Source organism: Tautonia rosea, assembly GCF_012958305.1.
Lineage (GTDB): Bacteria > Planctomycetota > Planctomycetia > Isosphaerales > Isosphaeraceae > Tautonia > Tautonia rosea.
In genome coordinates, this window is the sequence record NZ_JABBYO010000008.1 from 31905 (window position 1) to 47387 (window position 15483).

Annotated in this window: 10 protein-coding genes; 6 read left to right on the forward strand and 4 right to left on the reverse strand. The window is 64.0% G+C overall.

The features are described from left to right. Positions 1 to 546: 546 nt before the first annotated feature. Complete coding sequence (locus HG800_RS15200) at positions 547 to 2373, reverse strand: ArnT family glycosyltransferase (protein ID WP_169977494.1); 1827 nt, start codon at positions 2371 to 2373, stop codon at positions 547 to 549. 675 nt (positions 2374 to 3048) lie between these two features. On the opposite strand from HG800_RS15200, the gene HG800_RS15205 reads away from it, so the two are divergent. The 5 genes from HG800_RS15205 (at position 3049) to HG800_RS15225 (ending at position 9808) form a co-directional block, all read left to right on the forward strand. Then, positions 3049 to 4449 (forward strand): hypothetical protein, encoded by a 1401-nt coding sequence (locus HG800_RS15205; RefSeq protein WP_169977495.1) that lies wholly within the window; start codon positions 3049 to 3051, stop codon positions 4447 to 4449. Further along, positions 4446 to 5639, forward strand: a complete 1194-nt coding sequence (locus tag HG800_RS15210) for an SGNH/GDSL hydrolase family protein (protein WP_169977496.1) — start codon at positions 4446 to 4448, stop codon at positions 5637 to 5639. Before HG800_RS15205 ends, HG800_RS15210 begins: the two co-directional genes overlap by 4 nt. Then, complete coding sequence (locus HG800_RS15215) at positions 5639 to 6880, forward strand: SGNH/GDSL hydrolase family protein (RefSeq protein ID WP_169977497.1); 1242 nt, start codon at positions 5639 to 5641, stop codon at positions 6878 to 6880. The genes HG800_RS15210 and HG800_RS15215 overlap by 1 nt, the downstream gene beginning before the upstream one ends. Positions 6881 to 7003: 123 nt before the next feature. Further along, positions 7004 to 8722, forward strand: a complete 1719-nt coding sequence (locus HG800_RS15220) for an amino acid adenylation domain-containing protein (protein ID WP_169977498.1) — start codon at positions 7004 to 7006, stop codon at positions 8720 to 8722. A 39-nt stretch (positions 8723 to 8761) separates the two neighbouring features. After that, positions 8762 to 9808, forward strand: coding sequence for a hypothetical protein (locus HG800_RS15225; RefSeq protein WP_169977499.1), 1047 nt, complete (start codon positions 8762 to 8764; stop codon positions 9806 to 9808). Positions 9809 to 9860: 52 nt separating this feature from the next. Here HG800_RS15225 and HG800_RS15230 read toward each other — a convergent pair whose 3' ends face one another. From HG800_RS15230 to HG800_RS15240, 3 genes are all read right to left on the reverse strand, one after another. Further along, positions 9861 to 11618, reverse strand: a complete 1758-nt coding sequence (locus HG800_RS15230; protein ID WP_169977500.1) for an ArnT family glycosyltransferase — start codon at positions 11616 to 11618, stop codon at positions 9861 to 9863. Between the two features lie 166 nt (positions 11619 to 11784). After that, positions 11785 to 13092: a lycopene cyclase family protein gene (locus tag HG800_RS15235; RefSeq protein ID WP_169977501.1), complete on the reverse strand. Its 1308-nt coding sequence runs from the start codon at positions 13090 to 13092 to the stop codon at positions 11785 to 11787. Continuing rightward, on the reverse strand, positions 13089 to 14159 hold the full coding sequence (locus HG800_RS15240; protein ID WP_169977502.1) for a Brp/Blh family beta-carotene 15,15'-dioxygenase: 1071 nt from the start codon (positions 14157 to 14159) through the stop codon (positions 13089 to 13091). Before HG800_RS15240 ends, HG800_RS15235 begins: the two co-directional genes overlap by 4 nt. A 463-nt stretch (positions 14160 to 14622) precedes the next feature. Here HG800_RS15240 and HG800_RS15245 point away from each other — a divergent pair, with 463 nt between their 5' ends. Then, positions 14623 to 15411: a bacteriorhodopsin-like gene (locus HG800_RS15245; RefSeq protein ID WP_315852046.1), complete on the forward strand. Its 789-nt coding sequence runs from the start codon at positions 14623 to 14625 to the stop codon at positions 15409 to 15411. The last annotated feature ends 72 nt before the right edge of the window (positions 15412 to 15483 follow it).

The following is a 15483-nucleotide window of genomic DNA, read 5'->3' on the forward strand; positions in this document are numbered from 1 at the left end:
TCGGCGTCATCGCGATGCAATTCGGTTCGAGATGGACTGGGACCTCACTTCGGCAGACGTTCCCGGCGTCTGGGGCCGACCGGCCCGACCGTCATCAGGTCACCCCCTGGGGTCTCGATGCTCCCGAGTCCTCGCCGCGGCGATCCCTTGGCGAGCCACCCGTTGTATCGTCATCCCCGGGCGGTCCCTTGAACGCCTTCCCCCTTTTCTGACAAGGGTTTAGGGCGAACGGACTTGCCGGTCGTCCCGGTCCGAGAGCCGCTTCCGCCTGGGTAAACCGTGACGCCCAATCAACCGAAACGACCGCGCAGACCGGAACCCTTTCGGCACCGCAATCCACAGGCTTTCGCCGATCCGTTGAGCTTCTCAGGGCTGGCTCGCAACGGAAATTCTTCAACCCGCAGGAAGCCCCGACCCATGGTGAGGGCGAAACGGAACCAGGCCCCTGACCTCGCTCAGCCCGAGTGATCGGGATCGGAGGGAGATCAAGGGCCTGGCCGGTGAGTCGAAGGGGATCCGCTCGTCCGCGGAAGACCGCGACTTCGCTTACCGTCGGGAGGCGGGTTCGACTTGCTCATCGTGTCGAAGATCGGCCGAGGCCGACGCGAGCCCCTCGGCCGGATCGACCCGGAGCAGGATCAGCTCGTTGCGTTGGAGGTCGGGTTCGCGGTAGAGCTCGGTAACCTTGCCTTGCAAGGAGGGAGAGAAGCGATCGTAGACGCGGTCGCGGATCAGCATGTAACTGGTCGAGCGGTCGGGGTCGGCAATCCAGCCGAGCAGGGTATTCAGATCGCGCTGGATGCGAAGCTGAGGGTCTTCGATCAAAAGGCCGCGCTGGGCTTCCATGAACAGATCGTGCGCGTCGTTGGTTTCGGGCTGACTGCCGGGAACCGGGGCCAGGTTTCGATCGCGGAGATAGAACCAGAGCCCTTCATCCAGCTCGTGAAAGAACATGACGGTGGTCTGGTCTAGCGGAACGATCCGCTCGATGGTTGCGGCTAGCGGCCGATGACTCTGGTTCGAGACGACCGGCCGAGCAATGGCACCATAGATGATCAGCACACTGCACGACACCGCCCCGGCGATCGGGGCCAGCGCCATGCCTTCGGCTCCTCGACGCCAGGCCCAGGCCGAGCCGATCACTCCGATACTGACGACCACGGCCAGGCCCACCGCAGGAGTGACGAGATCGGGCATGCGCTGCGAGAGCACCACCGGAGCGGCACAGGCAATGACGAACAGAGCCACCCAGGTCGTCTGCAACATGAGCCTCGGGCCGAAGGCTCCGGTCCGGGCCGCTCGGGCGAGGCGGACCCATTCGGATCCCGCCAGAAGGGCCACGGCGGGCAGACAGGGGACGTAATAGTTGGGTTTGGCCACCGACCAGGTGCTGAACATCAAGAGATTGGCGAAGGCCCAGAGCCAGGCGAACCAGATGGTCGGCCGGGTCGATCGCCCTTTCTTCGTGAACGGGAGGACCAGGGCCATCAGGGCCAAGGGGGTCCAGGGCATCGCCATCCAGAACCACTCGGCGGCCAGCGGAGTTCGGCGGCCATGATGCGTGACGCCGGCCGATCCGACCTTCTGGCCGATCTCCAGCCACCAGACGCTCAGGGCATCAAACCGAGCCACCAGCACCGGGACCGGCCAGCAAAGGCAAAGCCCCAGCATCAGGAGGATGCCTCGCCAGTCGGCCAGCGAGCGCACTCCCGGACCGAAGCGTCGCGAGAGCATGAGATAAGGCAGGACCGTCAGCCCGACCAGGACAAGAATCACCGGGCCTTTGGTGAGAAACCCGAGCCCGATCGCCGCGTACATGACCAGCGTCCATCGGGAGGACCCCCGCTCGTCGGCCGGCGCGGCCAGCTCGGCTCCCTCGCGATCACCGTGCAAGCGTCGCCAGGCGGCGTAGAGCGCGAGCGTGGTGAAGAAGGCGAGCGGGCCGTCGTTGCCCGCCTGACGGTGCTCGGTGATCACATAAAAGGTGGTACAGTACGCCAGTCCCGCGGCAAGGCCGACCGATCGACCGCCGAGCCGACGGCCCAGCCCGTAGACGAGCAAGGTTACGCCGACTGCCGAGAGGGCCGAGGGCAGCCGGACCATCAGCTCATCGCTTCGGCCACTCACGAGCATCAAACTGGCGCTGACCCACCGGGGAAGGGGAGGCTTTTCGAGCCGGGGGCGACTCTGAATATCGGCGATGAGCCAGTGGCCGTGCTCGACGGTGTCAAGCGCCTCGGCCGCGGCTCGTTGCTCGCGTTTCCCCCAGAGATCGACCGCGCCGAGCAACCCGAGAAAGGTTGCCAGGGATGCAAGAGCCAGAACCGCCTCGGGCCCTCTCGAACGGATCCAATGCGAAAAACGAAGCGGCATCGTGACTCGCCCTCCCTGGCCGTCGCAGACGCTGCTCAACCTGCCGCCCGGCGACACGGCGCGGCGCGGGCTGGTCTCTCGAATGATGTTTGGTGCACCATAGCCCAAGGCATCGCGGCCGACAAGGGGAACCCTCTCGGCAAGGACGATGGGGATTGAAGCGGTCGGGAAATCGAGTGTCAGTAAAGTACCCGACCCGCTTGGCCTGACTCACATTGCGTCGATTCGAGAAAAAAAACCGGGAATGCCAGGCAATCGGCCCGTGTTGACAGGGTTGCGGACCTTCGGGTATATCCCAGCCCCAATCAACTTGATGTGCGATTCGCGAGTCATCGTGCCGCAATCGCCTCTCAGGTTGACGACGTCCGGACCCTTCACGTCGACACTCGCTTCGGTGTGCTGGGGGTTTTTCGAGGCGTCGGAAGGACGCACGGATGCGATGGCAAGGGGGCATCAACGGGCACAGGGATGGCCCGGCCCCCTTGCATCACGACGCGTGTACACGTCTTTCCTCGGTCAGCCAACGGGGAATGTTTTGGTCCGACGCACCGCTCCCCGTTTGTTTTTTCCGGAAGCGATCGATTGCGTCGAGCGTCTGTGATGATCGCCCATCCCGGCCGGTCCCGACGCACCCGAGGCCGAATCACACGTCCGCCATGGAAGGGGGATGGCCCCATGCGGCTCGCCATGACCAGGATCGTCGCGCCACCCCGTGCGCCTCACCGTCGGTTCGTTCGCGAGCGCACCGAAACGCAACCGCAACCCCAACCCCGATCGCCAGGACTGTTTCCTGGCGAGCCGGAAACCTGCCGACGGAGCCTCCGGCACTTTTTGCCGGTGATGCTTCAGCTTGGTTTGCTGGTTGGGCTTGCAAATGTGTACAACCTTGAAGGTCGGGGCTTCCACCTCTTGCTGGCGATCGCAACCGCGGCCCTCCCGATTCATTACGCCCTGCCATTTCGCTGGAAGAAGCCGTTTTTCGTGGGCGCTTCGATCGTGGGGCTTGTCTGGGTCTTCGGCGCGTCGACCGCAGTCGTGGTCTTGCCGATCGCACTGGGTCTGATCGGCCTTTGTCTGGCCCCCCTGCCCTGGCAGGCCAAGGTATTGGGGGTGCTTGGGGTCGGGGTTGGGCTGGGCCTGATTCAGGCGGGGGTAATCGAGTCGAGCCTGCCGTCGCCGGTGCTGCCCATTCTGGGAACGATGTTCATGTTCCGGCTCATCATTTTCCTGTATGAGCTGAAGCATGCCCAGCAGGCCGAACCAACCAGCGATGTGCTGAGCTATTTCTTCCTGCTGCCAAATTACTGCTTTCTGCATTTCCCGGTTGTTGACTACCGGACCATGCAGCGCGGCTATTTCTCGGGCGAAGTTCACGCCGTGCAGCGCGATGGACTGAAGATGATGCTCAGGGGATTCGTCCACCTGATGCTCTATCGGTTCGTCTATCATGAATTGTTGATCAGCCCTGAGCAGGTGGCCGGACCCGGCAGTCTGGCACGATTCCTCACGTGCAATTATCTGCTCTACCTTCATGTCTCAGGGCAGTTTCACATCGCGTGCGGCATGCTGCATCTGTTCGGCTTCAAGCTGCCTGAGACGCATCATCATTATCTGCTGGCGACGAGTTTCACCGACTACTGGCGCCGGATCAACATCTACTGGAAAGACTTCATGGTCCGCGTCTTCTTCAATCCGGTGGCGTTCCGCTTGAAGCGCCGACCGCAGTGGCAGGCCCTGGCCGCGGCAACGACCGTGGTGTTTGTCGCCACGTGGTTCTTGCATGCGTACCAGTCATTCTGGCTGAGCGGTTCGTGGCACTTCAGCGTGCCGGATGCCCTGTTCTGGAGCATTCTGGGCGTGTTTGTGCTGATCAACGTGCAGCTTGACGCCCGGCGATCGCGGGTCCGCCGCAAGGCGAAGACAATCCCTTCGACCTCGGCCCGAGTGCGGGGAGGACTGGTCTGGTCGGCCAAGGTGTCGGCGACATTCGTGACGATTGCCTTGCTCTGGTCGCTCTGGACCAGCCCGAGCCTCGATGCCTGGCTGGCGATGCTTCGCCGGGGGATGGGGTCGTGAATGAGAACCTTCCCCCCCCCGCTCGCGCCCCGGAGCCTCGATCCTCTGCCCCTCGCGATGCGATCATGACGGTGAATCGTCCCTTGCTCTGCCAGTTCGCGCTAGCCGCCGCCCTGCTCTGCTGGGGGCTGGCACCCGAGGAGTTTCGTCCCGAGGCAGCCGAATCGCTCTTGCTTGCCGGCAAGAATACCGCCGACCTCGACCGCATGGAGGCCGGTTACTATGAACACCTGCTTGATACGGGACGACGGCTCGACGGCGAGACTCTTGTTTCTTCTCCGCCCAAGCCGCCTCCGTTCAAGGTGACGGACCTGGCGCGGCCGGTCGACGATTTTCGAGAGTGTGTCCTTGAGCCGTCGTTCACGACGATTTTTCAACAGGCGCGATGGACGACCAATGCCCTGGGTCTGCGAGACCGGGAATACGAAGCACAAAAGCCGGAAGGAACCTATCGAGCGGTTCTGATCGGTGATTCGATCGGCGTCGGCTGGGGCGTGCATGACGGCGAAGGCTTCGAACCGAGGCTGGAAAAGGCACTCGATACGCAATCCTCGACGGTCGGCGGGCCTCGGATTGAGATCCTCAACCTCTGTGTTCCGGGTTATGCGCCGGCCCAACGGCGAGAGCATCTGGAGCGGCTTGGCTGGTCGCTCGATCCCGATCTGGTCATCGTGCAGGCGACCGCCGCCGACCTGGACTGGGACGAAGGGCGGCTTCGGCGCCTGCTTTCTGCGGGGTATGGCTGGGAGATTCCTATTTATCAAGATGCCATCAATGCCGCCGGCCTGAAGCCGGGTGCCAGTTCGTCGAGCATCAAGAAGGGGCTGGAGGCGCAGCAACTTCGAATCCTGAGCGATGTGTATCGGGCGCTCGGCTCCGATTGCAGTCGCCGAGGGGTTCCGGTTGTCTGGATCTTGCTGCCTCGCGTGGGACGGTCGGTCAGCGCGACCGAGCGACAGACCCTGGTTGACCTTGCGAAGGCCTCGGGGTTCGATCCGGTGCTCGATCTCTCCGACGCCTTCGACGGCCTCTCCCCCGCAACTCTGGCGATTGGCCCGAACGACTACCACCCGAACGCCCAAGGGCATGCGATCCTCGCCCAACGCCTGGAGGACGCGCTGGCCAATCGGCCGGGTGCCCCCTGGACCCAACCGAGCCGGCCCGGATCGGCCGGGGGAGCCGCACACTGATGACCCGAAACCTCACCGTACGAGCCCCCTTGCTGTCGGCCCTCCTGCTTTCGGCCGCGCTGCTCGCTGTCGGCCTGATTGACTGGCCGGCGGGTCGAGCACGATCGGCCATGCAGTCGCTGCGATCGACCGAGGGCAACAACGCTGACCGCGACGCCAACGCCGGCGGGTACTATGAGGGACTCATCAACCGCGGTGATCCCGAGGACCGGGCCTCGGATGAAGTTGCCTTGCGATTGCTGGGGAAGCCCGGCCGCTGGGTGAGCTTCCACGATATGGGGGCCACGCACTACATTCCCGATTCGTTCATTCAGTTCCAGCTTTATCCGAACATTCGCAAGCCGGTGTTCGATCATGAGTTCACCACAAACGAGCACGGCCTGCGCGATCTGGAAGGCTATCAGGTCGCCAAGCCTCCAGGAACGTTCCGGATCGTCTTGCTCGGCTCGTCGATCGACATGGGCTGGGGTGTCGACGTTTCAGAAACGTACGAGAACTGGCTCGAAGAATGGCTCAATGCCCGGGCGGTGAAGATCGGGCTCGATCGCAAGTTCGAGGTGCTCAACTTCGCCATGGCCGCTCACGGACCAGCGCAACGCCTGGAACGGTTCCGCACCTTCGCGAGCACTTTTGATCCTGATCTTGTGCTCTACTCGGGAACGATGCTCGACCCGAGGCTCTCGGAGATCCACCTTTGCGACCTCCTGCGCTATCGAGCCGACCCGACGTACGACTTTGTGCGGGCGGTGCTTGAGGTCGCTGCCCTGACCGACGACGATCTTGCGCTGACCTCCGAGGGCCAGCTCAAGCGCCGAGGCCGCCTGAAGGCGAAACTGGCGCCGCACCTCTGGACGGTCGGCGACGGCGCGGTCGGCATGCTGGCCGCCGAATGTCGATCCCGGCGCCTGCCCTTGGTGTATCTGATCATTCCTCGGGCCGGCCTGTCGGATCTTCCCGGCAACCGGGACGAAGGAGTTTATCGGCATCAGGAAATGGCTCGTCGCCACGGCATTCGTTTAATTGACCTGACCGGAGCGTTCGACGACGAGGATCCCTCGTCGCTCGCGCTCGCCCCCTGGGACGACCACCCGAACGCCGAAGGCCATCGGTTGATCTTTCTCGAACTGGCCCGAGCCCTCGTGGCGGATCCCGAGCTTTCGATGCTCTTGCTCAATGCCGAAGGCGGTGGGCGTCTGTTGACGGCTCACCCGCTCGATGAGTTCGATGACTCGCATCCGTAATCGTTACCAATCGACCGAAGCGGCCGGGGTGGCCTGCGTCTCGCTCGCACCGGCTTGACCGCCTTTCGATCACATCTGCGGCTCGTGACCCTTCCTGTGATGACCGTCAAAGGACTGACGACCATGCAACCTCACCGAATCGCTCCACCACGGACCACCAGCGAACGTTCGACCTCGGCTCCGACCGGTTCTTCGATTCGCTTCCATCCCGATCGCCGGATCGATACGGGACATTCCGCGCACCGGCCGGCGCTGGCTCCTCGGGAGACGATCCACCTGGCCCAGTTGCTCGATCGCGCCGCCAGCCGATGGCCTGATCGGGTCGCGGTCGAGACCGAAGACGGTCAGACGATGACCTATGCCCAGCTCGACCACGCCGCCGATCGGCTCGATGCCCGCCTGGCGCGTTATGGTGTGGGCCGAGGGGACCGTGTGGGGGTGATGCTGCCGAAGTCTCGGGAAGCTGTCGCGGCCATTCACGGCATCCTTCGTGCGGGGGCTGCCTATGTACCGGTCGATGCCACCGCTCCGGTCGCCCGGGGAGCCGGGATTCTGGCCGACGCCTTCGTCAAGACGATCGTGATCCATGCGTCTCTGGTCGCCTCCCTGCGCAACGCCTGGCCCGGCCCTGGCCCGCTGCCCAAGTTGATCGTTGTGGGAGAGACCGGCGACGACGATTGCGCGACCTGGGACGAGGTGATGGCCGACGAGGCTCCCACGCCCGATCCGTCCCCTCGGTTCGATGGCGATGTGGCATACATTCTGTATACCTCGGGATCGACCGGCACGCCCAAAGGGGTGACCCTGACGCATCAGAATGCGTTGTCGTTTCTCGACTGGTGCGTCTCGACGTTCGGCCCCGAGCCGGGTCGACGCTTTGCCTCGCATGCGCCGTTTCATTTCGATTTGTCGGTCTTTGATCTCTACGCCTCGTGCCGGGCAGGGGGAACGCTTGTTCTTGTGAGCGAGGCGATGGGGAAAGACCCGGCTCGGCTGGGCGATTTCCTGGCCGAAGGTCGGATTGACGTCTGGTATTCTGCGCCGTCGATTCTCGGCCTGCTGGCCGAGTTCGGCCGCCTCGATCGCCCGGAATTTCACGCGCCGTCGCTCGTGCTGTTTGCGGGAGAGGTGTTCCCGATCACGCAGCTCAAGCGGCTTCGGAAGCTCTGGCCATCGGCCACGCTCTGGAACCTTTACGGGCCGACGGAGACGAACGTTTGCACGGCGTACCGGATTCCCGCCTCGATCAACGACGACCGGACCGAGGCCTTCCCAATCGGCCCGGTCTGCCCCCCGCTTGAGGCGCGAGTGGTGGATGAGCAAGGCGACGACGTTCCCGAAGGAGACGAGGGGGAGCTTCTCATTTCCGGGCCGGGCGTGATGCGTGGTTACTTCGGGCGCGATGATCTGACGGAATCAGCCTTCATGGAAGGCCCCGACGGCACCCTCTGGTATCGGACCGGAGACCTTGTCGCAGACCAGGGCGGCGGTTGCTTTGCCTATCACGGGCGTCGCGACCGGATGGTGAAGAAGCGAGGCTACCGGATTGAGCTGGGAGAAATCGAGGCGGCGCTCGATCGCCTCGACGGCATCTCCCGAGCCGCGGTGGTTGCCGTACCGGGCGACGCCGGTCTGACGATCACGGCGTTCGTTGCCATGAAACCGGGGCAGAAAGGCTCAATCATCGCGGTCAAGCGGCATTGCACCGCGCACTTGCCTGCCTACATGATTCCTGATGCCATCCGGTTTCTGCCCGCTCTGCCGTCAACCTCGACGGACAAGATCGACTATCCCCGGCTGATGGCGATCGCCTCAGGCGAGGCCTCGTCCGAGGCGGCCTGACGGCGGGGGCGTCTTCCCTGGACTCCGGAACGTTCCGAGGTGCTCGTGCGGCTGATTCCCGGTCACCTGACGAGCTGGAAGCCCTGGTATTACCGGGCCTTGATCCCGGCACTGCGGCGGCTTGGCCCCGAGCAGTCGGATGCCGTCCTGGAATCCCTCGGCCGTCTCGTGGCTCGCTCGCCGTACCGAGCCCGGCGGATCGCCGCTCGACTGGCCGACGCTCGCGAAGGGCTTCAGGCCGACTGGGATCTCGACGCGGCCCGACGGGCGCTTGCCGGTAATCTCGCGCGGTTCTCGGCGCGTGATTGCCTTCTCTCCGGGCTGTCGGACGAGGCCGCCCTGAGCCGGTTCGACGTGACTGGAGCCGAGCACCTTGATACGGCGATCGGATCGGGATCGGGCCTGATCCTGCTCGGGTCGCACTTCGGCGCCTACCTGGCGGCAATGCACTGGCTCGTCCGTCGTCGGGTCCCCTTGCGGATGATGCTGCAACGTCCCCACCATGTCTCCGATGAGCTGTCACGCTGGTTCGACCTGGCTGGAACGCTCGACGACCCGAACGGCCTGCCCCGCCACCCGCAATCGGCCTTGTTTCTGAGACGAGCCATGCCGTCGGGAGACGGGGTGTTGCGTGTGCTTCGAGCGCGATCGGCCCTGGTCGAGGGCCTGGCGGTCTTGATCAACGGTGATGTCGCCTGGGACTCCCGCTGTGCTCGACCGGGTCGATTGCTCGGGCGTCGGGTCCAGATTCAGTCGGCCTGGGCCGATCTGGCCGTGGTGACGGAGGTGCCCGTCGTACCGATCTTTTGCTCGCACCGGCCCGCGGGGCGATTCGCGATGACGATTGATCCCCCCTGGTGGATCGCTCCGGGGAGTCAGCAAGACGCGGTAGACCACTACCTTGCGCGACTCGACGCCATGATTGCGAACGAACCGGCCGAGGCCATCTCGCATCTCCTCTGGCCGACCGATGATCGTCCGAGCATCCCCGGCCCTGCTGCCCCTCGGCTGCGATCGACCGCCCCGGGCATCCCCTCCCGAACAATCGAGCAGACGACATCCGTGCGCAGGCTCCCTGGAGCCTGAACATGCCCGTGACGGAGGGAACGCACGAGCCGACCCTTGCCGGCGGATCGACTCAGTGGGGCCTGGTTTTCGAGGCGAGCCGGGTGCGGTCGGGCCGCAGTTCGAGGGCAAGCATCCGATCGGGCTCCCCTTTTCTCGGATGGATCGACGTGGCGCGATCGAGCAGGCGCACCCGTCCCAGATGCTCCAGATCGTCGAGAATCCACTGCGGACCCACGACGTAAACCCGTTCCTCGTCCGAATCGAACTCGATGACGAGCCGATCCGCAAACGACGCCACATCATCGTGTCGCCGAACCGGAATGGGCAGATAATAGGTGATCTGGGGATCAGGAATCCCGACGACCGAGAGATCGGCGTCGGGAGGCAACTCGGCCGAGAACCGCGTGGCCAGCTCCGATTGCCCGCGATAATCGTCGACCTCGGGCATCGCGAGCGATTGCACCAGGACAAAGGCTCCCCAGACCACCGCGAACGTGCCGGCAACGGCCGCTCGGGGCTGACCCGCGTGCCAAAGTCGATCGGTGATCGTCAGCCCCAGGCCGACCAGCGTCGCAATACTCGCCCCGGCCAGGGGCAATCCCGACCTACCGCTCGCGGCAAGGCCAAGCACACCCACGATCCCGAGAAGGCCAAGCAACGGCATGGTCAGTCGGGAGATGCGGGCGATCGGCCAATGTCGGAGACGATCGGGGATCGCTCCGGTCATGATGCGAATCAGGCCAAGCGCCGCCCAGATCGACAGCGGAGGCAAGGCCGGAATGATGTAGTGCTTGTGCTTCCAGGCCGAGAGGGAAAGCACGAGCATCATGCCGAAGGTCCAGCAGAGCAGGAACCGCCCTCGAGGATCGCTCGTCTTCTGCGCTCGAACGGACTTCGCGTGGGTCAAGGCTCCGAAGATCGCCAAAGGGGTCCAGGGCAAGGCGAGCCAGGCCGAGGTGTAGCCATAGAACATCGGGTCCTTGCCACCGCCGCCCAGATCGCCGCTGAAGCGTTCCACATTGTGCCGCCACCAGACATCGAGCAGGCCCGGTTCGCGAAGCATCGCCGCCGCCGGCCAGGCAACGACCAGGGCCAGCATGACCATCCAGCCGATGGGGTCGAGGAGCAATCGCCAGGCAAGCCACTTGCGTTCCGCGATCGCAAACAGGCCGCTGCCCACGGCGACCAGGACCAGGCCGACCGGCCCCTTGACCAAAAACGCCAGGCCCGCCGCCCCGAAATAGGCCAGACGCCAGCCGATCGGAGGCCGGTCGCCGTTGCGATCGAGCACGCCGGCCGCGAAGGCCGCCATTGCCATCGTCACGATGGCGCAGAGCATCATGTCTGCTTCCGCCAGCCGCCCCTGCATGAACACATAGACTGAGCTGGACTGAATCAGACCCGCCAAGAGGCCGACGCGGTCGCCATACCAGCGAGCCGCCAGCCAGGCGATGACCAGACTGGTCAGGACGGCCGAGACCATTGCCGGAAGCCGAGCAGCCCATTCGGCCTCGGTGTCGAAGACGAGCAGCGAGGCGGCGATCGACCAGTGCATCAAGGGGGGCTTGTCCCAGATTGGCATCCCCATGATCCGGGGAACCAGCCAGTCGCCCGATTGCAGGAATTCCCGCGCGGGTCCGGCAAAGTTCACCTCATGGAAGGTCAACGCCCAGGGCTGACCGAAATTGACCAGCAATAACGTCAGACCATAGAACGCGACGACCAGCGCGGAACGGACGGAAAGGGGGTCGGTCGACGTCGAACCGACCGAGGGTAAGGTCTTCGAATTAGCAATGACCGCAGAGGGTTCCATCATGCGGCCAACCATGCCTCTCACCCATCCCTGTTCCGAAACTCAATCGGTTCCTCCGATCGGGCAATCTGCTCGAACACGGGGGAATCCGCCACCTGAAGCACTCTCGATCATGACCGCAACCTTTTCCATCGACAAGGGTGCGACAGCACTTGAGGCGATTGGAGGCGGTTCGCTCGCCTCAAGACGGATCCATCTCGTCGTTGGTGCTGCCAATCCCCAGGCATCGGGGAAGCCAGGCGCGGGTCGATCGGCTCGCGGCGATCAGGAAGGGAACCTTGGGTAAGGCGGCCACCATGCGGAGGTCGTCGGTCAGCGTGCTCCGGTCGCTTAAAAAACGGACCAAGGGGTCGGCGTCCACCCCGTCGAACATCCGAGCGAACAAATCGGGAGCGCGGGAGGGTCGATCAAGGAGCGCCCGAAGGAACACGGCGTCAAAGAAATCATATTTCCGATCGGCGATTGGTGCATCGAGCCGTGCGCGGGTCGATCTGTTGCCCGCGATCTGTTCCGCGATCCGCCGACACTGCCGCTGGATCCGGACGAAGGCATACCCGCTGGATGGCCTCGCCGCTCCTCCAGCCAGGCCAATCGGCACGATCCGGGCTCCTGGCGCGGTGTTCGGCCGATGGGTTGTCATGGGAATGCGTCCGGCTTCTTCTTCGATCACCTCGTACCGCTCGACGTCGAAGCAGCGATCGAGGTAGGAGGCAATCTCCTCTCGGTGTCGACTCGCCGAAACCGGATCGGGAAAGAGGTACGTGTTCTCGACCAGCGCTTCGCGATCGGACAGTGGAAGGACATAGACGAAATGAGGCCCATCCGACTGATCGACACGGAAGTCCATAAGGATTGGACAGGCGGGATCAAACACCGAGTGCTCGGTCCGAACCGTCTGGCCGAGGAAGTGCTGGACCATGGCGGCCTCTCCCGAACGCGCGGCTTCGGCCAGGGCTGCCGGTCGCCGAGCACTGGTATAGGCCCGGACACCGCGAATCGTCTCCTGAGCCAGATCGACCGCAACGGTCTCGGCTTCGAGGGTCGTCGCTCGGATCGACGCGCCGAGGTACGGGTCGATCGCGTCGTCCCCGGCCAGGCGATCGAGAATGCGGCGGTAGACGTCGATCGACCGCAAGCGTCGGTATCGGTAGCGCGTCGACTGCGATTCGATCCAGTTCCCCCGCTCATCCACGACGGCCCATCGAGTCCAGGCGTGGGTGGCGAGGTCGTCAAAGGGGGTCGGCTCCACATCCCAGTAGCACCAGGTACGGTCGTTCGCGTACCCCGGCCGCCGATCGACCAGCGCCATCGACCCGCGATCGCCGAGCGACCGCAAGTGCCAGGCCAGGCTCAGCCCGGCACATCCGGCTCCGAGGATCACATGATCGTAGGTCGTCGTCGACGGCCGCGGCGTTCGGTGCCGGGGCACGAGGATCGAGTCGCGGGAATCACTGATCGCGGTTTGGGGCATCCTGGGTGGACTGATCACGACCGCACCTCCCCTGCCCTCGGCCGATCCCAGACCGCCTGCATGCGGTCCATCCCCAGCACGACGATGACGTGAGGCAGTGTCAATGCGCTGACCATCGCCAACGCTGCCAGGCCGAAATCGGCCACGTCTCCGGTTCTGGCTCGCACGAACCACCAAAGGCCCCCCATCATGGCCAGGGCGATCAACGTGGTCGGCAGGGTGGAACGATGGAACCGGGCCAGTGCGGTGAGCCATTGGCCGGCACGGGCCGCCGATCGGGTGGGCTCGGCCACCGGCAGCAAACGCACGACATGCCGAACCGAATGCCAGGCATTGAAATAAACTCCCATCGCCAGAACCGGCGGCACGACCGAAAACAGGACGACCAGCAACGCCGAACCCGCCGCCTCGCTCAGCGCAACGGCTCGGCGATCGGGACGTCGCCAGGCTTCCACGGCGAGCGTTGCCAGATGAAAAGCAACGAGAAGTCCCACCGCGACCAGACCGGCTTTCCGAATCGATTCCGGAATGGCCCAGCGGGCCGAATCGCCAAAGAGACGGCCGGTGAGGGCATTGGCCGCCTCGGCGAACATGGCGTCGAAGACCAGCACCGGAAGGGCGATGGGCACCACCCCCCGAACCAGAAGCAGCAGCACCGACCGCCAGGCCGGCCATTCGCCGGTGTGGTCAGGCGAATCATCTCCCTCGACTTGCAGCCCGAACCGGTCGACTCGGCTCCAGTAGAGATCGCCCTGGCCAAAGTGGAATGCTGCCACGACCAGAAACCCAATCAGAGCCGCCATGGGCGCGATCCACCAAAGCATCAAGACAACCGCGATTGCCCCCAAATACCCCGCAAGAAACCCCAGGCCGCCCGGCGACCGATCGCTCTCGGTAGGAATCCGATGATCGAGCGCTCCGTGGGGAATCCCGAACACGAGGAGCCCCACCCCCCAGGGTGCCCACTGCACCGCCGGCCACTCGGCAACCTCAGGGGCAAGTGCGACCAGCCCCAGCGCAGCGGTACAGGCCAGAATCCCTGGAACCGATGCCATCAGGCTCATCGACGCAGATAGATATGACATGTGACCCTCAACTCGGGTCGGGGAACCCCATAAAGAATCCGGTCGTTCAATGGAAGTGGCTGCATCCCCGGCGATGTTGTAGACATGACTCCGTCGTCGTCGAGCCTTGAGTCGAAGCGAACGCAGAAACATGTCCCCTTGAGAAACATGTCCCCTTCTGTCTGCAACCGCACGCTCATCACAATTCAGCCGGGTTTTCCCGGCGATTTTCTCTTGACGACGGATTCCCCTCGACTATGCCACCCTGTAGGAAGTGCAACATACCGGCGACCACTCCGGACGAACGTCTCGCACGGCGTGGGTTCCGCCCATCACATTATCGCCGGAAGCCTTCCGCATCGACCAACGACATCTCGGCGAGTCTTGAAACGTTCCGACTGTGCGGACCGGGTGGTTCTCGGTCTGCGCACGTTCGCCCTTGTCGTGAACGGTCACATCTTCCCGCACCCGGAGGAACGACGCCGTGGAACTGTCCCTTTCCCAGTTCGAGCTGGTCTCGAACATGTTTTCCTTTACGATCGCCGCGATGGGAGCGGCGGCCCTGTTCTTCTTCTTCACCAGCTTTCAGATCCACCCGAAGTACCGGCTCGCCGTCCTGGTCTCGGGTGTGGTCGTCGCCCTGGCGTGTTACCACTACGTCCGGATCTACGATAGCTGGCACGACGCTTATGCCCTGACCGAGACCGAATCGGGCGTGGTCTTCCAGGAAACGGCCACGCCGTTCAACGACTACTACCGCTATGCCGACTGGATCTTGACCGTGCCGTTGCTTGTCATCGAGCTGATTGCCGTCATGGCCCTGGCGGCCCCCGTGGCTCGCTCGCTCTCGTGGCGGTTGGGCGGGGCGGCTGTCTTGATGATCATCCTCGGCTACCCTGGTGAGATTTCCAGCGACAATGGGACACGATGGCTCTTCTGGGGCCTGAGCATGCTCCCATTCTTGTATATCCTGTTTGTCCTGCTGACCGAGCTGTCGACCTCGCTCGAACGCCAACCGAGTGAGGTCCGGGGACGAATCAGCTTTGCTCGATACTTGATTGTGATCACCTGGTCGTTCTACCCGATCGCCTACCTCGCCCCGATGATCGGCCTCTCGGGAGCAAGCGCGGAAGTCGCCTTGCAGGTGGGCTACTCGATTGCCGACGTGCTGGCCAAGGCTGCGTTTGGTCTGTACATCTACTCGATTGCCGCGACGAAGTCGGAGCTGGAGACGGGCGAGGCTCTCTCGGCACACTCCGAGTACGCCGCCTGAGCATCGGGTAAACCGGGAGCGGTTCCGGGGGGTGGCCTACGCCCCCCGGTACTCAAGCCAGCTTGGGTTGCA

What these genes read in the sequence shown, in the direction of transcription:
- HG800_RS15200 (WP_169977494.1), bottom strand. Translation starts at nt 2,373, where the DNA reads ATGCCGCTTCGTTTTTCGCATTGGATCCGTTCGAGAGGGCCCGAGGCG.
- HG800_RS15205 (WP_169977495.1), top strand. Translation starts at nt 3,049, where the DNA reads ATGCGGCTCGCCATGACCAGGATCGTCGCGCCACCCCGTGCGCCTCAC.
- HG800_RS15215 (WP_169977497.1), top strand. Translation starts at nt 5,639, where the DNA reads ATGACCCGAAACCTCACCGTACGAGCCCCCTTGCTGTCGGCCCTCCTG.
- HG800_RS15220 (WP_169977498.1), top strand. Translation starts at nt 7,004, where the DNA reads ATGCAACCTCACCGAATCGCTCCACCACGGACCACCAGCGAACGTTCG.
- HG800_RS15230 (WP_169977500.1), bottom strand. Translation starts at nt 11,618, where the DNA reads ATGGTTGGCCGCATGATGGAACCCTCTGCGGTCATTGCTAATTCGAAG.
- HG800_RS15240 (WP_169977502.1), bottom strand. Translation starts at nt 14,159, where the DNA reads ATGTCATATCTATCTGCGTCGATGAGCCTGATGGCATCGGTTCCAGGG.